Here is a 22,075-nt window from a genome sequence, read left to right as displayed (position 1 = left end):
CATGGGGTCAGAACACCCACTCAGCAACGGTGCCACGTTTTCTTCACACGGCTGACTGGCAAATCGGCAAGCCGTATCACTGGATTGAGGATCCTCAAAAACGAGCCCGACTTCAGCAAGAACGGATCAATGCCGTATCCCGTATCGCTTCAACAGCAAGCGAACACAACCTTGATGCCGTCCTGGTAGCCGGTGATCTATTCGACTCGAGCACGGTGGCGCCAGGCATTGTGATGGAGGTGATGGAAGCCATCGCTTCGATCAGCTGTCCTGTGCTGGTCATTCCTGGAAACCATGACCATGGAGGTGCTGGTGGCATCTGGCAGCGCCGAGATGTGCAACGTCAAATGCGGGAGCGTTGCCCGAACTTGCAGCTTCTCCTGCAAAAAGAGCCTCAGGTCATGGCAGGCATGGTGCTACTTCCTTGCCCGTTGCTGCGCCAAAGAGACAGTCGCAGCCCCGCAGATTGGCTGGAATCCCTGAATTGGAGTGCGTTGCCCCACGATCAGCCCAGGGTTGTACTCGCCCATGGCTCCGTTCAGGGCTTTGGTGCAGATGCACAGGTCAACCAATTGCATCTCGATCGATGGCCTGAAGAGGAGGTGGACTACATCGCTCTTGGGGATTGGCATGCCCTGACCCAACTGAACCCACGCGCTTGGTATTCCGGCACCCCTGAACCCGATCGTTTCCCCACAAGTTCTCACGACCAACGCTCGCAAGCCCTTCTGGTTGACGTGCACCGACAACGGACCCCAGAGGTCACTCCGATGGCAACAGGGGCCATGTCATGGCACAGGATCGACGCCAAGCTGAACAGTGGGGCTGATCTTCAGGGCCTCAAAAAAACAATCGCGTCCTCTGTGGGGCGCAAGGTTGGGAAAGATCTCGTGAGGATTGAGCTCAGCGGCCAACTTTCTTTTCAAGAGCACCAACAGTTGCAACAGCATTTGCAAGATTTAGATCAACAACTTCTCCACCTCAGAATTCGCGGGATGCCCAAGCGCAGGCCGGAACCAGGAGAATTTCAAAGATTTCTGCAACGCGACGATGCGCCCTTGATTAGGGGCATCACGACAGAGCTTGCAGCTGAATTGGATGACAACAGCGCTACCGCCCCCGGCGCTGAGCACAACGCAACAGATCGGGCCATGCTCGAACAAGCGCTGCTCGAATTGCAGAGGATTGTGCTGGAAGAAGCAGAGGATCAGGAGGCTTCATGCGGCTGATTCGCAGTGAGTTCACCAGCGTTCGCCGCCATCAAGAACTGGTTCTGGATTTTTCCCCAGGGTTAACGGTCATTGGCGGAGCCAATGAAAGCGGCAAAAGTTCCCTGGTGGAGGCACTGCATCGAACCCTGTTTGTGCGTGCGGCCGCCAGTGGGACGGCAGCGCAGGATCTGCGTTCCCAGCTCCATGCCGGCCACCCCCAAATCAAGCTGGAATTTGAAGCCAGCCAACAACACTGGACCCTGCTCAAACGCTTCAGCGGACCCAGTGGCACCACCCAATTGGCAGCCAAAGGGCAGGCGGCTCTGATTGGATCAGCCGCTGAGGATCAGCTAGCTCACTTGCTCGGCGTTGACGAGATCCTCAACAGCAGGCAGGTGAACAAAACATTGCCCAGCCGCTGGGCCCATCTTTGGGTCAAGCAGGGTGAATCGGGTCGCGACTTGCTGAGCCTCGGCCATGAGCACTACGACCTCAACAGCTTGATCGAATGCTTGGAACAACAAGCCGAGCAATCACTGCAATCACCCTTGGATCAACGCGTTCACACCCAACTCGAACGCCTGGTCTCCGAAAGCTTGAGCAGCCGAGGCGTTCGTCAGCAAAGCGAACTGTGGAAGCGGCAAGAAGCTCTTAAAGCCGCCAAGGAGCATCACGCTTCAAGCCTGGAACAACTGCAGGGGTTTGAGCTGTCCTGTGAAGAGCTCGATCGGGTTGAAACCAAGCTGCGCGCCCTGGAGCGCGAGCAATTGCCTGAACTCCGACGACAGCGCCAGCGATTGCTTCAGTGGCAGGAAGCGCTTCAACAATTGAAGCCACTCACCCTGCAGCAGCAGCAACTCGAAAAAAGCTGCGCCAGCTTGCGCCAGCTTGCGGCTGACAGCACTGCCTGTGAGCGCAGCCTGGCCAGCTTGGAGCGTGAACTCAAAGATTTAGAGACGACCTGCAACGCGGCCAGCAACCAAATCAAAGCGGCACAGAAGCGGACCGCAGAACTCGAACAAAAAAAACAAACCCTGGAAGAACAGGGGCTCTTGCTGAGACAACGAAAGGACCGCGATGACCTGCAACGGCGCCTTGAGAGTCTCCATCTCCAGGATCAGGAACGCCAACGCCTAACCGAACAGCAACAGCAACTCAACGCGGCGTTCAACAAGATCGACGCCGGGACCGCCCAAGACCTGCAGCAACTGAACAAAACCCAAGAGGAGCTTCGGGCCATCGCGATTCGCATCGAGAGCATGGCCTCCAAAGTTTTGGTGGAATCGGCAGATCAGACCATTTCCATTGAGGGATCAGACCTGAAGGAAGGTGAATCATGTGAACAAGCAGGGGTCTTCCGCATTGGCGTTGGAGAGCACGTCCGTCTAAAGATCAGCCCAGGCGAAGGAACAGGACTCGCCTCACTCGAAAACACACAAAAGACCCTCCAAAGTGCCTTGCAAGCTGGCTTAAAGCGTTGGAACGCAAGCTCCGTTGAGGAGGCTCAACAACGCAACGAACAACGCAACCTCCTTCTCCAACAGCAAGCACTTTTAAAAGCCCAATTAACACAACTGGCTCCTCCTCCAGGACAGAACCTCCCCAACCTCGAGGAGTTACGTCTCCAGTTGGATGCCCTCAATCAAGGTCTTCCAGCCAACGGTCTGAAACCCAGTTCAGATGATGAAAAAGACCTAGAAACGTGCCGGATTCACTACCGAGAGTTGAAAGACGAAAGCAACACCCATCAACAACAGATGCGGCAACTGGAAGTTCAGCACAATGCCGAACAGAAACAATGGCAGCAAAAGCGTCTCCAGCAAGAACGACTCAAAGCAGAGCAGGAGCAACGTTTAAAGCAACATCAAACACTTGAACAAGAGGTGGGATCGCAGGAACAACTCGCAGAATTGATCCAAACAGTGATCAATCAACAACAGGCATTGAAAGCTCATATTCAGGACCTTCAACGACCCATCCCAGGGCAAGAGATCTGCAATCCAAAAGCGGAATTAGAAACGCTTGATCGCCTAGAGCATCAGCTCACAGAGCAGCGTCATGAGCTGGGGAGCCAGCGTGGTGCACTCCTGGAACGATGCGACTCTCTTGGACAGAGTGATCTCCACTCCGCAGTGGCAGAAGCCTTAGCAAAGCTCGACTTAGCCATGCAAGCTGAACAGCAAGAAGCCCTCTTGGTCCGCGCCCGTAGCCATCTACTTCAACGCTTTCAACAAGCGCGCAGTGATCTCTCTCAGCGCTATTCCAATCCGCTTAAACAGAACATCAATCAGGTCCTTCAACCCCTGCTGGGCAACCCAAAAGACGGCTGTTCGCTTGGTTATGACCCACAAGATGGCTTGCAACAACTAGGCCTACAACGGGAGGGAACGCTCTTTGCCTTTCAGCAATTAAGCGGCGGGATGAAAGAACAATTGAATGCAGCCCTACGCATCGCGATTGCTGACACCCTTAAAGAGCGGCATGGGGGCTGTCTTCCCCTGCTCTTCGACGACGGCTTCACCAACACGGATGCTCAGCGCTTGCAGGGCGTTTTGAAGATGTTGCAAGAAGCCGTTTCAAGGGGCCTCCAGGTGATTGTTTTGAGCTGTGATCCTGATCCCTACAAATCCGTGGCCGACAACGTCATCATGATTGATTAAAGCGCATTTTCAATCACATTCATCGCTCGGAGATAGGCCGGAGGATCATCATCAACTTCCATATCCTCGAACCCTGAATCGCCTCGAATCAGGCGTCTTGCATTATCTGCAATCACGGCATTAACGATCAGATCCATGGCCTCCGGCAGGTCCAGATTCTGCAAAGCCTCGGCATAACGGCGGCTATGGGATGGTCGAACAGATTCTTGACAATAGGTAGATAATTGCCGGCTATCAGTCATGACTGAAAAAGCAACATCTTTGGTCGCTTGTCGCCCATAAATAGCCATATAGAGCAAATTGATCATGGATGCATCGTGAACAGGAATGGAATATTTGCGCGCAATTTGTGGCCAATAACGCAAAGCCTTCAACCCCTCTAGACCGCCCTTGCGTAAGCCGGCAGCTTCACACCAACCTTCCAATTCCTCCATGCTTTCAGGACAACGCTGCTCGAGGCGCATGTGATCTGAAAGCACCTGACCAACCTGAAAATTCCGTGTGGGCTTCCCTGAAACGGGCATCATCATGCTGCCGCGAACATCAGCCACCATCGCCGTGAGTTGCGCAAAGGTGTGGTCACGAACCTTCTCCATGTCCCCTTCACGCACCAGGGCCGCTTCAATTCTCGGCACGCCATAACCTAGTTCAGTAAGTGAAAATGGCTGGCGGTTGTACAGCCGTTGACGATCGCGGCGTGCCATCGACACCGTGGCGGCCTGATCCAGGCATTGATCCAAAAGAAGCGTGAGCAACGTCGGCAAAACGCCTGGATTCTGTTTGTGAAACGAGTAACCAAAGCCTGCAAACACGGATGCCATGTTTTTAGCTGCCTTGATGTACTGGCCCTCCACGTTGTGAACCCCCGGAGAAACCTGAATATTCGGCGAAAGACAATCAAGCAAACGTGCGCCCAAAAGAGCCGTTAACGCATTGGGATGACAGAAATTGGCCGTGAAACTATCCAGGGGATTTCGTAAGGCTCCATGCCGATGAAAGCCTGAGAAAAAAGCCAAGTTGGGCTCTTTTTCGCAGAGCACATAAGACTCATTGGCGATTTGATCATGACCAAACGAGCCAGCAAGACAAGCAATCACCACCTGCTCCCTGTTGAGCTCCGAGCGCAGCCGACAAGCCTCTCTCAGATCTTCCTCGACGTGGTTGCTGTTCGCACTAAGGATCACCAACTCACAGCGCATCAGCAGGTCGGCTAAGGAGTTGGTCACACGCTTGCCAGCAAGCTCGTGGGTGGCCATCGCCTCAATCGTTGCCACATGGACTTCGTCCATGCCTTGAATCACATCGTCGGGAAACGCGCCAAGCAAGTCACGACCTGGGCGAGGGGCCAGTAAGAGATGCCCCTCACTGTTTTTCTGCATGGCGCAGTTGTAGGCCAGGGAGGCGGGATAGAGCCCCACGCTGTAGAGGCCAACCTTGCCTTTCTCCAGCTCCAGAATGCGGCGGTGGATGGCGTCCCGATCAAGAGACGGCGAAAAAAATGAGTTGCTATCCAGCACCGTCTCCATCAACCCATCGCTTTGCACACCCCAACACTAAAGAAGGCATAGCTGAGCTCGATGTTCCCGATGAGGAAGCACCAGGCTGCGGGCATGCTTCGCGGCATGAACAAAGGGAGCTGCGCTCAAACAATCACGCCTCAAAACCCCCGCTAGCAAGGCAGCTACAGCCATCTCGCGCTCTCGCTGTTCAACACCAAAGGCCCAGAAACCAAGCAAAGATTAAAACTGCCTAAAGAATGAGGTCAAACAAACAAGACAGCCCTTCGCCATAACCAGCACAAAGACAAAATAGTGTTCAATTCAATACAGATTCATCACGCTGGTCTTCAGCCAAGCAACAAAGATAAGAGTCTGATTCCGCACCAACAAACCACAGCCATCTCACGACTTTTGATCGAATCGACAGGAGCGCTGGATCCCTTTTGATATTGGTATTTACAATGAATCAGCCATTGTGATAACACTGGAACCCCCCGGGTGAAGCATCACCAAAAGCTTTAGAAATCTGAGGAAGGTTCCATGGTGTTGACGCTATACGGAGGTCCAAAAACGAGGGCAAGCCTGCCACGTTGGTACATGGAAGAAAAAGACATCTCCTATCAATTAATCGAACTAGATCATCGGAAGGGCGAGAACTACAACACAGAATTCCTCGCAATCAACCCATTTGGAAAACTTCCAACACTGATTGATTCAAGTATTTCAATGCCAAATGGAGAGCCTCTCACCCTCTTTGAAAGCGGAGCAATCCTTTTGCACTTGGCAGAGCAATATAGCGAAGACATCCAAACAATTGAACACAAAGCTCTTACAAGCCAGTGGTTACAGTTTGCCAACTCAACCCTATCAATTGCCCTGTTTGTTCCAAGGCATCGAGAGAAAGAATTTCCGCATCTCATGAAAGAGTTGGATCGCCAATTAGAAACAGGTCAACCCCTTGTAGGGAACATCTGGGGAGCAGCGGATTGCGCTATTCAGGCCTATCTAGCTTATTTGCCTTTAATGTTTCCCCAGATCGATCTAACTCCCTATCCATCAATCCGAACAACAATCAAACATGTTGAGCGTCGTCCCGCTTATCGCAAAGCCATGGGAAATCTGCGCTAAAACACCCCATCGCGCTCTCGAACCGCTTCAAAACTCCTAAGGACATCGCTCAAACAATGGCACCACTAAGCCTTGATGCACTCCGTGACGAAATGAGTGCGGAGACAGACTTGCTGATCGTGCAAGACCTCGACGGAGTTTGCATGCCCCTTGTCAAAGATCCGCTCACCCGCAGCCTTCGCGCTGATTACGTGCAAGCGGCGGCAGCGATGCAAAACAAGTTCAGCGTGCTGACGAACGGTGAACATGAGGGCAGGCGAGGTGTAAACCGACTCGTTGAAAAAGCCCTAGGCGACAACCAGAAGGCCCAACGGGAGGGGCTCTACCTGCCAGGGCTGGCCGCGGGAGGCGTTCAATTTCAAGACCGATTTGGCAGGGTTTGCCACCCCGGGGTCAGCGATGAGGAAATGAGCTTCCTGGAATCCGTGCCTCAAAGGATGGAAGATCTATTGCGCTTCAAACTGAGTCAAGTCCTGCCTGATTTACAGGGCCAAGCACTCGAGGAAGAACTCAAGCTCGCCATTCTTGATACGCAAGTCTCACCAACCATCAACCTGAACAGTCTGTTCAGCAGGATCCAAGGAGACGTGGATCGCCAAAAACAGCTGCAATTGATGTTGTCCGATTTGATGGATGCCCTGATGTCAGCCGCAGCAGAGGCTGGACTACCCAAGTCATTTTTTCTACACGTCGCTCCAAACCTGGGACTTGATGCCTCTGGTGAGGAACGAATCAAACCGGCAGAACCTGGCGATGTTGGAACCACTGACATCCAATTCATGCTGAAGGGAGCCATCAAAGAAGTGGGATTGCTCGTGCTCATCAATCGGCACATCGCACAAAAAACCGGAACTGCGCCACTTGGTGAGACGTTCAATGTGCGCAACGCGCCCCACGATCATCAAGCCCTGCTGGATCTTTGTCATCAGCACATCAAACGCGATGCCATTCCGATGCTGGTTGGCGTCGGTGACACCGTGACGTCCACGCCCTGTCCGCTGGGTAATGGTTGGTTGCGAGGAGGAAGCGACAGAGGATTTTTAACCCTTCTTCAACAACTCGGTGCAAGTTATGACCGGCCAGCCCGTGTTGTTCTTGTGGATAGCAGTCATGGAGAAGTCGATCGCCCGAATTTGAGCAACAGCCAGCTCTCAGGGATCAGCGATCCTGACGACCCACTCCGTTTTGACTGCCTCGTCAAGGGAGGTCCCAATGAGTACGTCGATTGGTTTAAAACATTGCCTTATTCCTGCACTGATGCTGAATAGCTCATCAGCAGCGCTGCAGCCTTCTCCAAAACCAACACCTCGGTCCCCTCATCCCCTCCCCTTGACATCCATCTCCCCCCTCACTGAGCAAGATCCCAAGCGAAGCGCGAAGCCGTTCCCTGCACTCAACCGTGGAGAGCTTGAGACACTTCAAGTGAATCTGGGCTACCGCTGCAATCAGAGCTGCAGCCATTGTCATGTCAATGCGGGACCGTGGCGAACGGAAATGATGGAAGAGGAGCACATCAAGCTCATTCCCAAGGTTCTCCAAACGCTCAAACTCAACTGCCTCGACCTAACGGGAGGTGCTCCAGAACTGCATCCCCAATTCCGATCACTGGTCCAAGAAGCTCGAGACCTTGGTGTTCAAGTAATTGATCGCTGCAATCTCACGATCCTTCAAGAACCTGGCCAAGAAGATTTAGCTGCATTTTTGGCCGATGCAGGAGTCAAAGTGGTTGCTTCTCTCCCGTGTTTTGAAGAGGAGAGAGTGGACACCCAACGAGGTTCTGGTGTTTTTCAGCGCAGTATTGCTGGCCTACAAAGCCTGAATGCACTGGGTTATGGAATGCCAAATAGCAACCTTGAACTGGATTTAGTCTTCAATCCTTCAGGGGCACAATTACCACCTGCACAAGGAGAATTAGAACGCATATATCGCGAAAAACTCTTAGAAAATCATGGCATTCATTTCAGCAGATTATTAACCATCACAAACATGCCAATTCAAAGATTTGCCCAAACGTTAAAGGCCCGTGGTGAGCTTGAGGCTTATTACGCCTTGCTGCATCAAGCCCATCGCGACAACAACCTCAGCGCAGTGATGTGCAGACATTTGATCAGTGTCGACTGGACTGGACACTTGTTCGACTGCGATTTCAATCAACAATTAGGCATCCCCGTGCGTTCTGGACCAAGGACCCTTAATGAACTTCTGAATCAATCTGGAACCGTCAACAACCAACCGATAGCTGTTGGAGCTCACTGTTTCGGATGCACAGCTGGAGGGGGCTCCAGCTGTGGTGGGGCGCTTAGCTGAGCTGATCAATATCAACAGAGGCCGGTGCAAATAACAACACCCGCTCTCCCACACGACGCTCCTGCCCCTGCAGGGCATAGACGCCACCAGAAACGAAGTCAGCGGTGCGCTGCGCCAGTTTCGGCTCCATCTCTGAAAGGTTGAGCAGAACAGTGCGTTGCTCGCGTACAGCCATGACCGCGTCCAACCCCTCTTCGAATCCTCGAGGTTGGAGCACGATAATTTCGTGAAAGCCTGAAACGCCAGAAAGGTCCATACTCACCAGATTGACGGAAGCTTCTGCTCGCCACAAGAGCAGTAATAATTAATCAATGATTGATCCAGACCCAAAGACCAAAGGAGGACACTGCGGCACGACGCCAAAGAAATTCGCAATCGGAATTGCTCCGCTGGGGACGGTCTCCATCGGAGTTGTGCCCATGGGGGTGATTTGTATCGGAGTTGTTCCGATGGGGGTCGTCTCGATCGGAGTTGTCGCGATGGGTGTGATCAACCTCTCGGTGGTGGGGATGGGTCTGTTGGCGATCGGCGTAAACACCATGGGCGTTTGGACCGCAGGACCGATGAGCATGGGGCTCGTGCCCTTAGGCAAAAACTCAACTGATCACAGCGCTCACCAGCATGGCCAGCCAAACCAACATCAAGAGGGCGATGACCCGAGGTTCATGGCCTACCCCACCCGGGCCGAAGCCGAAGCCCAGGCCGCTGCGCAAGGATGCCAAGGGGTCCACGCGATGGGTGACTTCTGGATGCCCTGTTCAGAGCATCCAAGCAACGATCAATGATTAAAGGCAATTAGGGCAAACGGCTCGCACGTTCAAACTCGATTCGATCAGTTCAAAGTTGAATCGCTTGGCTGCATCACGGCCAGCCTCAAGAACTGGGATGCTTTCAAATTCTTCGGTGCGGCCGCAGCGAACGCAAATCAAATGATGATGATCGCCATGATCGCCGCTGGAGAGCTCGAAACGACGACCGCCATCACTCAGTTCAAGCTCTTGCAGAAAGCCCATCTCAACCAACAGTCTCAAGGTGCGGTAAATCGTCGCCAATGAGACCCGGGCCTTTGAATCCACCAGCAATCGGTGGACATCCTCGGCACTGAGGTGAGTACCCCCACCGATTTGCTCAAACAGATCGAGAATCAGTCGACGCTGGGGAGTTAAGCGCCTGCCGTCCTGATGCAAACCACGCTCTAGAGGTCCTTCAACCGGAACTGGCAACGAGGCCATTGGCGTCTGCACCGGAACAACTCTTCTCAACAGTACCGATTAATGCGAGAGGAAAACATGGCAGGGAAAAAGACCGGTAAGGTTTGACTCTGTTTTCCAATTGCTGTGTCTACCTCCTGGCGAGTGTTGATGCGCTTTGTAGCCAGCGGGCTGTTCCTTCTGGCACATGGATTACTCGTGCTCGAGTACGTGGCGCTTGGCACTGCCCTGCACGGCATTGCTGAAGTCTTCCTTGCGCCCTGGGCGATCCGTCATCGGGCCTGGGATTTGATCGTGATCGGTGTTGTCTTCTGCGTCTTTGATCTGTGGGGAACGCTCAGGCTCACCAACATGATTGGCTAATCAATCCACCAACGCTGAACCAACCCAGACAAATCGGAGGACGCTGCGGGGACCGTTACCACCGAAAGTCGCTGTCGGTCCTTGGCATAGTCGTAACGACAAAAGCCAACACCTGTCCCAGAACAGGCGGAAAGAGCAGGAAGGGCTGATCCAGAGGGATCTCGCCTAGGCCCCTCAATGGATTGATCGGGTTGTGGCAACCAGCCTGATGCCAACAACGAAGCATCTGCCGCACGGATCGACTGACCCACTTGCAACTGAACAGTCGTGGAAGACATGGAGTCAGCGAAGACGGCACCACCACTCAGAAATGGCAGGACGCAGAGTGCAAAGCGCAGTCCTTTCATCGCTTCCAAACCATGACTGACTTCGGCATAGCAACGATGCAAGCCGAACGTCATCAACGCAACGAAACGCTTGGAACCATCAGCAGCCCCATCCGCAACCTCATCCGCAGAAGGCTCCAGCAAGCAACAACCAGCCCCAAAGGGAAGAATCAGCGCTTATAAGGAGTGAAGACACACAAAGCCCATGTCCGCTCAGGCCGTGATCGACCTTGCCAACGCCATCAAAGCCGATGCAACGTTGAAAGCTCTCTGTGCATCAAGTCAATGCGCAGATGTCGATGATCAATGCAGTGTTGCCAAAGAGAGGGGATTTGACATTCACCCCCATGACTTTGATCAATTCAATAACGGCGACCTGGTAGAAGCAAACGACGAAGACACATTTCTCAAGCCATCCTGGTGGGAGCGCATTCCACAACAGTGAGATCCTCGAGAAGAGGCCATCAAGCAACCCACTCAAAAACCAACCAATCATTTCTTTATATTGCATTCATTTTATAGACGCCAGCAGCATTAATAGCTTGCTTTAAAAACATTGTTAGACGCAATTAACCACTACAGAAAGTACAATGTAGTGATCAATAAAGCATCACAGTAAGAGCAAGGAAGTCTATAGAACGCAAAGCCCCCAATCTTCTCTTATCAATCACCATTCCAGCCCTGAATGCAAGACGAGACTGCTCAACGAATTCTGATCACAGGAGGAAGTTCTGGCATCGGACTCGAGGCAAGCAAACAATTAACGCAGAGAGGGCATCGGCTCACACTGCTCTGCCGCACAGCAGAGCGCTGTCAAGAAACGGTAAGAACCTTGTCGGCAGAGAGCGAGGAGCACATAAAAGCAGAAGGAATAGCCATGAACCTCACAGATCTCAAAAGCATTGAAACTGGTTGCAGCACAATCCTTCAAAAAAACGAACCGATCGACACCCTCATTCTGAATGCTGGAATTCAAAATGTAGGAATCAAAGAGCCACGATTAACTGAACAAGGGATCGAAGAAACGTTCTGCGTTAATCATCTGGCCCATCAACTGATCGCCATGCGCCTGCTGCCATTGCTTATCAAAAGCAAGAAACCTCGGCTCGTGATCACCAGCTCTGAAGTGCACAACCCAATCAGCGGAGGAGGGCGCGTTGGCCTACCAGCCACACTGGGAACACTTGCTGGATTAAAAGATCAGAAAAGCATGGCAATGCTCAACGGTCAGAATAATTTTGATGCCGACAAAGCCTATAAAGATAGCAAGCTCTGCAATATCCTCATGGCAAAACATATTGCCATCAAACTCAAACAAAGTGGGCAAGAGATCCCAGTGGTTGCATGGAGCCCAGGACTGATCATTCCTCAAGGAAGCGGTGGTTTTTTTCGAACAAGTCGTCAGCAAAATCCGATCGGCCTGGCTGTCTTTACGTTCGTTGCAAGAGACTTACTTCGGCTAACAGAAACCGTGCAAAAAGCAGGATCACTCCTTGCAGGACTAGCCGATAGATCTATCTATGAAAAGAACGGATTTCAATACATCAGCAATCAACTAATAAGACCTGGAAAACATGTTTTCAAAGAAACGGAGACAAGCCATGAGGGAAACAATGAGCAGCTTGGAGAGGAACTATGGACACTCAGCGAACACTTGATCAATCAGAAACTCGGCGAGACCCCTTAGATCCAAGACCTCTTTTTGGGATCACATCAAGAGCAAGCATCTATTAGCATCACAAGAGAAACAAAGATCTTATTAGAGATGGCAATCATCCTTTACGGCGGGCCCCAAACCCGCGCCTCCATGCCCCGTTGGTACATGGAAGAAATGGGCATTGCCTATGAGCTTATCGAACTCTCGTTAGCTGAAGAACAACATCTAAAAGAAGATTTTCTATCGATTAATCCCTTCGGGAAACTTCCAGCCATGAAGGATGATTCCATTGTCGATGCCAACGGACAACCCTTGGTCTTATTTGAATCAGGCGCCATTTTATTGCATTTAGCCGAGCATCATGGCAACGAGATCAAGAGGCCGTGCGATCGATCATTAATCAGCCAATGGACACATTTTGCCAACTCAACATTAGCATTTGCTATTTTCGTTCCAGACCAAAAAGCAAAAACTCTGCCGCGACTTTTAACGCAACTGAATTCAGAAATTGCAAAAGGATATTTTGTCAACAACAAATGGGGCGCCGCTGACTGCGCTATCTCATCTTACTTGGCATATATCAAATTATTCTTCCCAAGTGAAGATCTCAGTGCCTATCCGTCAGTCGAAGCATTAATTCAAACCACGCGCGAACGTCCTTCCTATAAAAAAATCATGGGGATCGGCTAATCAATACTTAAAGCAGCACATCCAAGCTAGCCGAACTAACGAAACCAATCTGACCAACCGATGCATGATCTTCGTAAAATCTTGCTCTTGCACAACAGTGGGCATTGGCAGGGATGCTTTATCAGAATGGATCACACAGGAAAAGAACAAGAGCGCTTCTCCACGTCCCTTGAGGTCAAAGAAGCGGAAGGCTTTATTCAGACATGTTTAACCTACAAAGAGAATGGCCGGCAGCAATCGATGAATTTCGGATCGATTCCTCCATCGATGCAAGTCACAAATACTGGACATTGGTCAACAGGTCCTAATTTCATCACACCATGGAACTGGGTTGCGGAGCTCTGCGTTGTCAATCAACAACAACGCCGACGCATGATCGTTCGCCACGGGGTGAGCGGACTCGAACGGATCATTTATGTCGTAGAAGCCAAAGAAGACACAGAACCACAAAACCCGTCACAGCCACTGGAGTGCCAATCAACATCCTTTGGATCGTTACAGATTTGGCAACCGGAGCCAGGAGTGGAGCTATTCATTGATCCAAGAGATCGCCAACAAGGAGATATCACGGGCTGTGGTATCCGCTGGTGTGATCAAAACGGAATCACGCATCAAATTCTGCGTCAGTACAACGCAGAAGGTGCCCTTTCCCCTTTATCGGACAGTTGGATTGATCAGCCCAGTTGCGCCCATTGAGCCAGGGAGCGATCACGATTTTTAATTGAATCCATTGAGTCGTACACCATCTCCTGCCAGTCCGATTCAGGCAACCCGGCAAAGAGCATCAAGTTGAGAGGGTACTGATCAGAATCGGTGCAACGGCGAAAGTCGTCACGGAACAGGAAAACAGGTTTGTTGAGTGCATAAGCAGCTCCAACCTCCACCATCACCCCCTCATCTGGTGGAGTTCCATTCACGATCGCAAAGACCCCGTCAGCGTCACGGACATCCTGCATGCATTGCTGGGCCACGCGATAGGCCCATCCAGGCTTGCTGGTGTCGAGATCGGCATTGCGTTCAAAAGGCTCCCAAACCGTAAGACCAAGATGGGCGAGAGCCTCCACAAACTCAGGAATCAGAAGGCGCTTGCACTGGGCGGAAAACCCGTAAGGAGAAGCCAGATAAATGGTTTTCGATGTCATGAAAAAGTTTCAGGGATGCATGGATCTTGAGGCGCGATAGCGACCTTCATCTTCTACAGCGAGGTCAACATTTTCCCAGGGAAAAACCAACCATTCATCAGCTGAGATCGTTGTAGCGGCATCCCACCATTCTGGAGCGCACTTGCTCATCCAAACAACAAACGTCGCGTCAACCTGTTCGCGGATCGCTCTCAAGGTCTGCCCACTTTCATACACATCGTCCACAACTAAGCAACCGTCCTTTGGTTCTGGCAGCCAAGGAAGGGAGAGCGCGTGACTCAAAGCCACTGCAAGGCAAACACCACCGCGAGGAACACCGTAAACGCCTGCGAAGGAACGAGAGCTATAGCGTTCAGTGATTGTCTCAACAGCTAAATCAAATTGGATCCAAGAAAGTTGCAGCATTTCATTTCAGATCGCACCTCCATTCTATAGATGAACCTGGCAAACTAGAATTCAAAGGCCAACAAAAGAAGCAGTTACTCATCCATCAAAGCAAGACAATGCAGAACTGTTGGCGCTGACATCCGAGAAACAAAACAGGTGAATGAGTGCTTGGTTTGGAGATAATTGGGCTCTTTTATAAAAGGCTTTGCCATCTTTTTGACAAGTTCTTGACGCTCTACCTTCATCGTGAGCTGGGGCAAAACAGGCATCATTGAGTTGCTTGGTCACCTATCTTGAAATGAGCTCAAACCAATGTGTTACAAAAAAGAGCTTGAATTGCTACGAATCCTGTCTGCGCCTGATGCTGTGATCCACGATCAAGGCCTTGGATCAAAAGAGATCAGGGAGAGAACGACTAAACAGATGCCTCATTCTTCAACGCATCAAGCCAATCTGGCCTCATAAGGAGACTCACAACTTCAACAACCCTTGATGGGATAAGGACGATCTCACTACTTGCATTCAACTTGCATTTAATTTGCATTTGATTTGCATTTGATTTGCATTTATTAATTTCTCGGTGAAAGATAACAGCCCATCAACACTGTATCAGCCATGAATCATTAGCAGTCATATTCCACTTCTGAACGCTGTTGATGTCGAATGACATCGTCATCCCTCATCTGTGATTCGTCATAGTCAAGCGCTCGAATAGGGCACGCCGATGCTTTGAAAGGCTTATGCTCTCCTTCGCAAATCACGGTTCCAATAGGCTGTGCTGAGGCGATACTGATTTGCATCAGTGAATGCTGCTACCAAGTAATTCATAACTGCTTTCAAGCAGGGCGCCAGCCTCTGTGCTGTCATCAAGATCAAAGAGAATCAACAGGACCCGAATCTGTTGTGGCAGTTAAGGAGCGAGCACTCAATCCATCCAGGCCAAGCCATGCTTGACGTCGTGATCAACTTTGCCCCAGAAAAAAATCAGACCAACAACATGAACGGCTTAACCATACCGCTTCATAAAGTCATCCAGGGTGTAAAACTCCTTATCTGTGGAGGTTTCTTTGATCAATTCTTCAAGAGTTTTTTGCTCCATCAACAATTGATACTCTTTAAATGAGAGATCAAACCTCGGATCATAGGCATCTTTAAACAAATGAAGATATTCATTGCACAACGCTTGAATAACTTGGACTCGACTAAACTCCATTAGCGACTGACTAAATACTCATCATTGTCATGCATCGCCTGCCTCGATGCTTTGATCAACCAATCATACGATCAAAACCGATCGTTCCCACAGCAGGATTACAAACAAGCCAATAGGGGGGTTCAACGATAAGAGCGATATCTTTGAGCCGAAAACACCGCTTACGCCTAGGGCTTACAGACCTCGGCATTCATTGAACAGCCCTCACAACAGACCTGCCTCCTCAAGAGTTCCTGCTGAGCATTGGAGGCTGCTGCCAAGCCGAGAGCCAACACGAAAGCAGACATTGCGGCGAGCAAGGGAAGTCGAATCACCATGACGGACGCCAAGATCTCAAGAGTTAAACTTTTCTAATTTTATTAAAACACTTTTGCACCAGCTCAGCGAAGGAAACTGATCCCAATCGTGCACATTTATATGGTTAGACCGAAGCAATCCCGGACACAACAATCGCGAATCAGATTCTTTCTATCATCAAACTAAGTTGCGAGCTTGATTTTTGCAAGAAGCTTGGCTATCCAATATCAATCATTAGACGTCTAACGAGCGCACATTTTATTTGAATTGATAAGAATCGCCACTCGTTGCCCCCAGTCATCACCCTCAGAGGTGGGGTTGAATTCTATTTGGTCAGTTCGCTTCAGCAAGAGGATCTGGAATGGAATCAGTTGGTGCTTCGAATTGCCCCTCGATCACATATTCCAGCCGCAACTTCATAAATGTGATGAAGGTTGCATCTGTAGAAACCACTGCTGCGGAAGGTTGGGGAACCTTGGCTTTGATCTCAGATAATTCAGGAGTATTGAGAAAACTTGGATTGCGAACCAGCCAAAAATCAATGGTTTTGCCCTGTTCGCCGTAATGCCTGCGTCTTTCTTTGAGAACTTCTTCCAGAGGTTCCTCTTCTGTCAAAAAGCGAGCACTGGCTGCAACAAAATGATGGGTGGTCATGAGCAACTGCTTCCGAACAAGGGGTCACGTCTGGGATTCTGAACCAGACTCTTCATCTCTCTCACGGCTTCTTGTAAACCCACGGAGAGAGCCCGGGCCACAATGGTATGCCCGATATTGAGCTCTTCCATGCCTGGAATAGCAGCAATGGGCTCCACGTTTTGATAGGTCAAACCGTGCCCTGCATTCACCCGTAATCCCATCGACCTGGCTTGTTCCGTTGCCTCGATGAGACGGGCCAAGGTGATGGGTTGTTCTCTCCAGCTGGCCTGCGCATAGCGTCCGGTGTGAAGTTCAACCCAACGGGCGCCGCTCTGCTGACAAGCTTCAAGTTGATTTCGATCAGGATCCACGAACAAGCTGACCGGAATGTCGTTGCTCTGAAGCGTATCGATCACAGAAGACAAGCTTTTGCACTGACTTCGGACATCCAATCCTCCCTCTGTTGTGACCTCTTCTCTCCGTTCTGGCACCAAGGTGACCATGTCTGGTTGTTCTCGCAGCGCAATCTCCACCATTTCTGAGGTGGCCGCCATTTCCAAATTCAAGCGGGTCCGAACGGTTTGCCGTAAGAGCATTAAGTCACGATCTTGGATGTGACGGCGATCTTCCCTGAGGTGAATCGTGATCCCATCAGCGCCACCCAATTCAGCCATTAAGGCCATCGGCACAGGATCGGGTTCGACCGTGCGCCTGGCTTGCCTGACATTGGCAATGTGATCAATGTTGACCCCGAGACTGGCCACAACCCTCACTCAAAGGATCAACTTTATCCGCGGGTTGCCCACAACCGAGACGCCGCTCTAACTGCCCAAGCTGGAGCGATCCAGAGACAGGAGCCACCTACATTTCAAGCGTGTAGGAAAGCGGTCTTCAGCCGTGGGCAGCGCTCTGAAAACTAGGGGAGAGGTCTTGGGTTCAGCGATGAACCCTTTCTGGTCATCGCTTGCGATGTTGTTCACGCAAGACCTGGCATTGCCTTGGTATTTCCGAGAAAGACATGTGCTTGGCAGCCACCACCTCCCGAAGGAGGGGCCTGTTCTTTTGGCCCCCACCCATCGAGCGCGCTGGGATGCCCTGATCTTGCCGATGGCAACGGGGCGACGCGTCACCGGCCGTGATTGCCGCTTCATGGTGACGCGCACCGAAATGAAAGGCCTTCAGGGCTGGTTTCTTTATCGGCTCGGCTGCTTCCCTGTTGACCAAGGACGTCCAACCCTCACGACACTTCGCTACGCGATTGATCTCTTAGGGGCTGGCCAGCAGGTGGTGGTTTTTCCTGAAGGGCGAATCAACCGCACCGACGAACCGATTCGTTTGCAACAGGGACTCGTTCGTCTTGCCCAAATGTCCACAACAAGTGGGATTCCTGTGAAAGTTGTTCCCGTTGGGATCGCGTACAGCAAAGCCATCCCCTCAGCATTTAGTCGTGCAGCCGTCTGCTTCGAGGCACCGCTCGTAGCGGAAGGAACGGGAAGGGAAGCTGCCGCTCGTATGAGTGAACAGTTGGCCAATCGGATGCATACGGCTGAACAAGCGGCCCGACAGGCGGTGGGCCGACCGCTAAGAAGCCACTAAAGTCCGCCCACTGTCCTGCTCAGTTCATGCGTTCCCGTCTCACCATCACCGCCTTGGCCCTTTTGGCTGGATTGGCTGCTGCTCCAGTGCAGGTGTTGGCTCAGTCTTCAGATGGAACCACCCCCTCTGTGAGCAAAGTTCTGGCATCCAGTGGTGCTGGATTCAACGTGGCAGCTGTCCAAAGCCTTCTCAACCGCGGTGATGCAGCAGTCGCATCAGGAAATCTTGGCCAAGCCAAGACCGATTACGACAATGCTCGGACTGCTGCAAAGCAGCTGCTGGCTTTCTATAGAGATCTCAGTGGTGCGTTCAGAGGTCTGGATGCACGCATTCCCAGGGAGATGGATTCCAAAGGACGCGAAGCTCTATCCCTTCTGGCCCAGGCCAATCTGCGCTTAGCCGCTTTGTTCAGACGGCAAAATCAGCCCGAAGTTGCTGTACCAGTCCTGGTTGAAGTCGTTCGTCTGATGACTCCGACCAGCAACGAGGGTCAAAAGGCCTATCAAAGCTTGCTTGAGCTGGGATTTGTAGAGACACCCTTCGCAGGAGCAAAAGCAGCGAAATAAGAAGTGATCCAGAGGAGTCATTCACGACGTTGATCTGCCAGCATCAGCTCAGTTCAATCCGGCGTTGCATGGTTCAGTCAGAGGCGGTGAGTTCGGCGATTCGCCGAGCTCTTCCAGATGCTCAGGTCTCAGTGGAAGACCTCACTGGAGGTGGAGATCATCTTCAAGTGAGTGTGGTGTCTGCAAAATTCGAGGGTCTCACCCGAATCAAACAGCACCAATTGGTCTACGGGGCCTTGCGGGAAGATCTTGCAAGTGAGGCGATTCACGCATTGGCGCTTATCACTTCAACTCCTGGCTAAGTATTCGCTCGTTCGTTAAGTCTTTATCTTCTTACTCAAACGTTGATCTATGGATTCCCAAACCAAAGAGCGCATTCAGACGCTGATCCAGTCCAGCCCAATTTTTGTGTTCATGAAGGGCACGAAATTAATGCCTCAATGCGGCTTTTCAAACAATGTGGTTCAGATCCTCAATGCCCTAGGCATGAGTTTTGAAACCTTCGATGTCTTGTCGGACATGGAAATCCGTCAGGGCATCAAGGATTACTCCGAATGGCCCACGATTCCCCAGGTCTATGTCAAAGGGGAATTCATGGGTGGATCCGACATCCTGATCGAAATGTATAACTCGGGTGAGCTGAAGGAAAAATTGGAGATCGAGCTCGCCAGCTAAATCTGTGCGATTGGATTTGATCCTTACCAATCGCGATGGGGATGGCTGTACAACGTACTGACATCCCCATCGGGGCCAATAAAGCTAGATGGATCCATGATCCATCGCTCAACCAGAGACTCGAGGCGAGCCATTTCGCGGGTTTCCAAGGCGCTACAGCGCCTCAGAGCGTGCAAATACCCATCGGCATACAGTCTCAGCTCAGATGGGGTGTGGTACCTGGTGGTCAGCTCCTGACAGGCATCACACAGCGACTGGAAGTGTCGAATGGCTTCCGGATGCTGAAGGGATGTCATCTTTAGTGTGAGCTGCAGCCTCTGCTACCAGCAATCAATGGAATGGTACTAGCGTAAGCGCGGTTTTCCGTGCTGTGTGACCTCCTCATCCCGGGACCTTCTGGACAACAGTCCTGACTTGGTCTCCACTTCACAATTCGTGCCGACTGCAGGTCAGCCTCGAGAACCGTTCCGGGTTCTGGTTGTTGAGCCTCACCCCACGCTGAGAACTGTTCTGGTTCAGCGTTTGCGTCAAGACGGTCATCTAACAGCAGCGGTTTCCTCCCCTGCTGAAGCTCAGGAGCTTTGCCAGGACCAATCTCCTGATTTATTGGTTTGTGCTGAGCTCCTCGAGCAAAGTTCGGCTTTGCGCTTGGCCCAACAATTGCGGTCGCCCGTCATCGTCTTAACCGCGCGTACTGGCGCTGAGCCGGTCGTTGGTCTTCTCGACGACGGCGCGGACGATGTGCTCCGCAAGCCCTTCGGTCTTGAGGAATTAGCGGCACGCTGCCGCACGCTGCTTAAGCGGGGCCATAGCGGTCTTCAAGAGCGCGTCAGTGTGGGGCCGTTAGAAGTTCACCTCCTTCTTCGCCAGGTCACCCTGCGCGAGAAGCCTGTGGAACTCAGCCCACGGGAATTCGCCTTGCTCTGCGCTTTGTTGATGCCTCCCGGCATGGTGCGGAGTCGTCAGGAATTGCTGCGAATGGCGTGGCCTCCCTTTAGTGGAGGTCCGCGATCTGTTGACACTCAGGTGCTCACCCTGCGTCGCAAACTGGAGCAAGCAGGGTTGGGAGACGGCGGTGGTATCACCACCGTTCGCCAGCAGGGCTACCGATTCAGTCTTGAAAACATCAGGGACTAAGGGGCAGTCACTGCATGGCTTTTGCTGAAACGAAAGAGGGGGGCAATTGGTAAGGAAGACCCAATCCAGTTGTCCCAACTGGATTGAACCAACGATTGCGAATAAGAACAGCGTTGGCCTCTGCCGCTAAACGGTTTGAGACCAAAACATTACCGGCAGTGTCTTTGATTCCAGCAGCGTTGATGTCAACAGCCCTGGGCGCCTTAGCCAGCAGCCATAGTGGAATAAACATGGCTCGGCGTAGCAAGAGAGACTGCTAAAGAATTATTGATTAGCGTCCTGTCAGGTCTCGCCCTGCTCGAAATCCATGACTAGCTTTGTGATTGCGAGCAGCCTCGTTGTCTTGAATTTGGCCATGATCTCTACAATCTGCTATCAGTGCCGATAAACCTGTCAAAGCTAAATTTACTTAAATAACCACTTAGTCCATACCGATTGAAAGATCATTCTGGTTCGAATTTGTAACCATCACGTCATCCTATGTTTTGAATGATTCGAGTTATCAAGGGATAAGAATCAAGCCCTGCTGGACAGCAAACGCTACAGATCCTTCACCAAGAAGCATCAAAGCTGCCAACACTGCAAGCAGTTGATAAGTCCAAGGAGGCGTCAACCTGCCAACACCCTTGGTTCGCAAGGTGCTCCGAGCTTGGATTAAGTCCAGAAAACGATCAAAGTGTTCAAGGCGCTGTGGAAGCAGCCGTTGGCTTTGATCATGGGTTGTGATGTAAAACACCTTCCCTCCTTGACTGGTACCCACAGGAACGAGGGCTTTCATTTCGCTCCAGTTGAGGCTCCAGCCACGACGCAGCAACCAGCGGCACCAGGCAGGGTGTCCAACCGTGATTCCAGTATTTGTAACGGTGACTTGTTCACTAAGCATCGCCAAAACAGCGAGCAATCCCAGTGGGACAGCGGCAAGAAGCCACAACCTCAGGGATTCCGGGGCCAAGGCCGGCAAAGGAAGCACCAAGGCTAAATAGACGGTGATTAACGTCCCGCGAATTAACGGCGAGAGCTGAAAACAATGGTTGTTGTTGTTCATCGATCCTCCGGAGATGCTGGTAATGGCTCAATCACGTCGTTGGGCCGATAGGTCCCGCCAAACACTTCAGCCTCGCGACCTTTCCAGAACTCACCCAAACGCATCAGATCGGAATGGGCTTCTTTGAGACTGCTCATGTAGTCCTCGTGGCTCATGCTGCCGCGAGCCTCTTTGAGCTTGGCCAAGCGCAACATCTGCAGCATCCAGGGCTTACTGAGGTCCCCTCGACTCTCGAGATAGCGTGCCAATTCAGCGGCGCTGGGAGGAGTGGACTCCACGATGGGCGTTGCTAAAGGAACAAACCTTAGGCACTGACAACCATGTCAGCG

30 protein-coding genes are annotated in these 22,075 nt (G+C 51.6%); 16 read left to right on the top strand and 14 right to left on the bottom strand.

Annotated features, from left to right (window positions below; genetic code table 11):
• Positions 1-29: 29 nt before the first annotated feature.
• Entirely contained in the window at positions 30-1,229 is a 1,200-nt protein-coding gene (locus tag SYN8016DRAFT_RS01210) for a DNA repair exonuclease (protein ID WP_038013592.1), read from the top strand.
• Complete coding sequence (locus SYN8016DRAFT_RS01205; protein ID WP_006852392.1) at positions 1,220-3,871, top strand: AAA family ATPase; 2,652 nt, start codon at positions 1,220-1,222, stop codon at positions 3,869-3,871. The genes SYN8016DRAFT_RS01210 and SYN8016DRAFT_RS01205 overlap by 10 nt, the downstream gene beginning before the upstream one ends.
• On the opposite strand, the gene SYN8016DRAFT_RS01200 is transcribed toward SYN8016DRAFT_RS01205, so the two are convergent.
• Positions 3,868-5,397 carry a hypothetical protein gene (locus SYN8016DRAFT_RS01200; protein ID WP_006852391.1) on the bottom strand — a complete coding sequence of 510 codons (1,530 nt, stop codon included), beginning with the start codon at positions 5,395-5,397 and terminating at the stop codon, positions 3,868-3,870. The two genes, SYN8016DRAFT_RS01205 and SYN8016DRAFT_RS01200, sit on opposite strands and share 4 nt — an antisense overlap.
• 513 nt (positions 5,398-5,910) lie before the next feature.
• Here SYN8016DRAFT_RS01200 and SYN8016DRAFT_RS01190 point away from each other — a divergent pair.
• The 3 genes from SYN8016DRAFT_RS01190 to arsS are packed head-to-tail and all read left to right on the top strand — an operon-like array spanning position 5,911 to position 8,805.
• Entirely contained in the window at positions 5,911-6,498 is a 588-nt protein-coding gene (locus SYN8016DRAFT_RS01190) for a glutathione S-transferase family protein (RefSeq protein ID WP_006852390.1), read from the top strand.
• A gap of 56 nt (positions 6,499-6,554) precedes the next feature.
• Positions 6,555-7,766: a glucosylglycerol 3-phosphatase gene (gene stpA, locus SYN8016DRAFT_RS01185; RefSeq protein ID WP_006852389.1), complete on the top strand. Its 1,212-nt coding sequence runs from the start codon at positions 6,555-6,557 to the stop codon at positions 7,764-7,766.
• Positions 7,711-8,805 carry an arsenosugar biosynthesis radical SAM (seleno)protein ArsS gene (arsS, locus tag SYN8016DRAFT_RS01180; RefSeq protein WP_006852388.1) on the top strand — a complete coding sequence of 365 codons (1,095 nt, stop codon included), beginning with the start codon at positions 7,711-7,713 and terminating at the stop codon, positions 8,803-8,805. Before stpA ends, arsS begins: the two co-directional genes overlap by 56 nt.
• Here arsS and SYN8016DRAFT_RS01175 read toward each other — a convergent pair.
• Positions 8,798-9,022, bottom strand: a complete 225-nt coding sequence (locus SYN8016DRAFT_RS01175) for a cell division protein SepF (protein WP_253909757.1) — start codon at positions 9,020-9,022, stop codon at positions 8,798-8,800. The two genes, arsS and SYN8016DRAFT_RS01175, sit on opposite strands and share 8 nt — an antisense overlap.
• Before the next feature lie 94 nt (positions 9,023-9,116).
• Between SYN8016DRAFT_RS01175 and SYN8016DRAFT_RS01170 the strand changes: the two genes are divergently transcribed.
• Positions 9,117-9,590, top strand: coding sequence for a hypothetical protein (locus SYN8016DRAFT_RS01170; protein WP_006852386.1), 474 nt, complete (start codon positions 9,117-9,119; stop codon positions 9,588-9,590).
• Here the strand turns inward: SYN8016DRAFT_RS01170 and SYN8016DRAFT_RS01165 are convergent, their stop codons facing one another.
• The gene (locus SYN8016DRAFT_RS01165; protein WP_006852385.1) at positions 9,591-10,037 is read right to left on the bottom strand and encodes a Fur family transcriptional regulator; all 447 of its coding nucleotides are present in this window, start codon (positions 10,035-10,037) and stop codon (positions 9,591-9,593) included. It lies immediately after the preceding gene.
• A gap of 105 nt (positions 10,038-10,142) precedes the next feature.
• Here SYN8016DRAFT_RS01165 and SYN8016DRAFT_RS01160 point away from each other — a divergent pair, with 105 nt between their 5' ends.
• Positions 10,143-10,379, top strand: a complete 237-nt coding sequence (locus SYN8016DRAFT_RS01160; protein ID WP_083825887.1) for a hypothetical protein — start codon at positions 10,143-10,145, stop codon at positions 10,377-10,379.
• Here SYN8016DRAFT_RS01160 and SYN8016DRAFT_RS15675 read toward each other — a convergent pair.
• Positions 10,376-10,849: a hypothetical protein gene (locus SYN8016DRAFT_RS15675; protein ID WP_253909756.1), complete on the bottom strand. Its 474-nt coding sequence runs from the start codon at positions 10,847-10,849 to the stop codon at positions 10,376-10,378. The two genes, SYN8016DRAFT_RS01160 and SYN8016DRAFT_RS15675, sit on opposite strands and share 4 nt — an antisense overlap.
• Before the next feature lie 61 nt (positions 10,850-10,910).
• Between SYN8016DRAFT_RS15675 and SYN8016DRAFT_RS01150 the strand changes: the two genes are divergently transcribed.
• From SYN8016DRAFT_RS01150 to SYN8016DRAFT_RS01135, 4 genes are all read left to right on the top strand, one after another.
• Entirely contained in the window at positions 10,911-11,150 is a 240-nt protein-coding gene (locus SYN8016DRAFT_RS01150) for a hypothetical protein (protein WP_006852382.1), read from the top strand.
• A 240-nt stretch (positions 11,151-11,390) separates the two neighbouring features.
• Positions 11,391-12,392 (top strand): SDR family NAD(P)-dependent oxidoreductase, encoded by a 1,002-nt coding sequence (locus SYN8016DRAFT_RS01145; RefSeq protein WP_006852381.1) that lies wholly within the window; start codon positions 11,391-11,393, stop codon positions 12,390-12,392.
• A 78-nt stretch (positions 12,393-12,470) separates the two neighbouring features.
• Positions 12,471-13,052, top strand: a complete 582-nt coding sequence (locus tag SYN8016DRAFT_RS01140) for a glutathione S-transferase family protein (RefSeq protein WP_006852380.1) — start codon at positions 12,471-12,473, stop codon at positions 13,050-13,052.
• Between the two features lie 60 nt (positions 13,053-13,112).
• Positions 13,113-13,748 carry a DUF3598 family protein gene (locus tag SYN8016DRAFT_RS01135; RefSeq protein WP_006852379.1) on the top strand — a complete coding sequence of 212 codons (636 nt, stop codon included), beginning with the start codon at positions 13,113-13,115 and terminating at the stop codon, positions 13,746-13,748.
• On the opposite strand, the gene SYN8016DRAFT_RS01130 is transcribed toward SYN8016DRAFT_RS01135, so the two are convergent.
• The 6 genes from SYN8016DRAFT_RS01130 to SYN8016DRAFT_RS01105 all read right to left on the bottom strand — a co-directional run bounded on the left by SYN8016DRAFT_RS01130 (position 13,727) and on the right by SYN8016DRAFT_RS01105 (position 17,491).
• Complete coding sequence (locus tag SYN8016DRAFT_RS01130; RefSeq protein ID WP_006852378.1) at positions 13,727-14,194, bottom strand: nucleoside 2-deoxyribosyltransferase; 468 nt, start codon at positions 14,192-14,194, stop codon at positions 13,727-13,729. The genes SYN8016DRAFT_RS01135 and SYN8016DRAFT_RS01130 overlap by 22 nt on opposite strands.
• A gap of 9 nt (positions 14,195-14,203) precedes the next feature.
• A complete protein-coding gene (locus SYN8016DRAFT_RS01125; protein WP_006852377.1) occupies positions 14,204-14,599 on the bottom strand; it encodes a hypothetical protein in 396 nt (131 codons plus the stop codon).
• 78 nt (positions 14,600-14,677) lie between these two features.
• A complete protein-coding gene (locus SYN8016DRAFT_RS01120) occupies positions 14,678-14,869 on the bottom strand; it encodes a hypothetical protein (RefSeq protein WP_141561302.1) in 192 nt (63 codons plus the stop codon).
• A gap of 1,092 nt (positions 14,870-15,961) precedes the next feature.
• Positions 15,962-16,111 carry a hypothetical protein gene (locus tag SYN8016DRAFT_RS15195; RefSeq protein WP_006852373.1) on the bottom strand — a complete coding sequence of 50 codons (150 nt, stop codon included), beginning with the start codon at positions 16,109-16,111 and terminating at the stop codon, positions 15,962-15,964.
• Positions 16,112-16,424: 313 nt separating this feature from the next.
• The gene (locus tag SYN8016DRAFT_RS01110; RefSeq protein ID WP_006852372.1) at positions 16,425-16,745 is read right to left on the bottom strand and encodes an MgPME-cyclase complex family protein; all 321 of its coding nucleotides are present in this window, start codon (positions 16,743-16,745) and stop codon (positions 16,425-16,427) included.
• Complete coding sequence (locus SYN8016DRAFT_RS01105) at positions 16,742-17,491, bottom strand: pyridoxine 5'-phosphate synthase (protein ID WP_038013079.1); 750 nt, start codon at positions 17,489-17,491, stop codon at positions 16,742-16,744. The genes SYN8016DRAFT_RS01110 and SYN8016DRAFT_RS01105 overlap by 4 nt, the downstream gene beginning before the upstream one ends.
• Before the next feature lie 205 nt (positions 17,492-17,696).
• On the opposite strand from SYN8016DRAFT_RS01105, the gene SYN8016DRAFT_RS01100 reads away from it, so the two are divergent.
• From SYN8016DRAFT_RS01100 to grxD, 4 genes are all read left to right on the top strand, one after another.
• Positions 17,697-18,323: a 1-acyl-sn-glycerol-3-phosphate acyltransferase gene (locus SYN8016DRAFT_RS01100; protein ID WP_006852370.1), complete on the top strand. Its 627-nt coding sequence runs from the start codon at positions 17,697-17,699 to the stop codon at positions 18,321-18,323.
• A gap of 26 nt (positions 18,324-18,349) precedes the next feature.
• The gene (locus SYN8016DRAFT_RS01095) at positions 18,350-18,889 is read left to right on the top strand and encodes a hypothetical protein (protein ID WP_006852369.1); all 540 of its coding nucleotides are present in this window, start codon (positions 18,350-18,352) and stop codon (positions 18,887-18,889) included.
• A gap of 68 nt (positions 18,890-18,957) precedes the next feature.
• A complete protein-coding gene (locus SYN8016DRAFT_RS01090) occupies positions 18,958-19,191 on the top strand; it encodes a BolA family protein (RefSeq protein WP_006852368.1) in 234 nt (77 codons plus the stop codon).
• Between the two features lie 49 nt (positions 19,192-19,240).
• Positions 19,241-19,564: a Grx4 family monothiol glutaredoxin gene (gene grxD, locus SYN8016DRAFT_RS01085; protein ID WP_006852367.1), complete on the top strand. Its 324-nt coding sequence runs from the start codon at positions 19,241-19,243 to the stop codon at positions 19,562-19,564.
• Positions 19,565-19,587: 23 nt separating this feature from the next.
• On the opposite strand, the gene SYN8016DRAFT_RS14335 is transcribed toward grxD, so the two are convergent.
• Positions 19,588-19,860 carry a DUF6761 family protein gene (locus SYN8016DRAFT_RS14335; protein WP_006852366.1) on the bottom strand — a complete coding sequence of 91 codons (273 nt, stop codon included), beginning with the start codon at positions 19,858-19,860 and terminating at the stop codon, positions 19,588-19,590.
• Between the two features lie 118 nt (positions 19,861-19,978).
• Between SYN8016DRAFT_RS14335 and SYN8016DRAFT_RS01075 the strand changes: the two genes are divergently transcribed.
• Positions 19,979-20,701, top strand: coding sequence for a response regulator transcription factor (locus SYN8016DRAFT_RS01075; RefSeq protein WP_370586583.1), 723 nt, complete (start codon positions 19,979-19,981; stop codon positions 20,699-20,701).
• Between the two features lie 7 nt (positions 20,702-20,708).
• On the opposite strand, the gene SYN8016DRAFT_RS01070 is transcribed toward SYN8016DRAFT_RS01075, so the two are convergent.
• The 3 genes from SYN8016DRAFT_RS01070 to SYN8016DRAFT_RS01060 form a co-directional block, all read right to left on the bottom strand.
• Positions 20,709-20,933 carry a hypothetical protein gene (locus SYN8016DRAFT_RS01070; RefSeq protein WP_006852364.1) on the bottom strand — a complete coding sequence of 75 codons (225 nt, stop codon included), beginning with the start codon at positions 20,931-20,933 and terminating at the stop codon, positions 20,709-20,711.
• 270 nt (positions 20,934-21,203) lie between these two features.
• Positions 21,204-21,746 (bottom strand): hypothetical protein, encoded by a 543-nt coding sequence (locus SYN8016DRAFT_RS01065; protein WP_006852363.1) that lies wholly within the window; start codon positions 21,744-21,746, stop codon positions 21,204-21,206.
• Positions 21,743-22,024: a hypothetical protein gene (locus SYN8016DRAFT_RS01060; protein ID WP_006852362.1), complete on the bottom strand. Its 282-nt coding sequence runs from the start codon at positions 22,022-22,024 to the stop codon at positions 21,743-21,745. Before SYN8016DRAFT_RS01060 ends, SYN8016DRAFT_RS01065 begins: the two co-directional genes overlap by 4 nt.
• Between the last annotated feature and the right edge of the window lie 51 nt (positions 22,025-22,075).

The sequence above is a fragment of the Synechococcus sp. WH 8016 genome, assembly GCF_000230675.1.
Classification (GTDB): domain Bacteria; phylum Cyanobacteriota; class Cyanobacteriia; order PCC-6307; family Cyanobiaceae; genus Synechococcus_C.
Note: the sequence above shows the minus strand (reverse complement) of the source record. Positions and strands in the feature narration are given on the sequence as shown.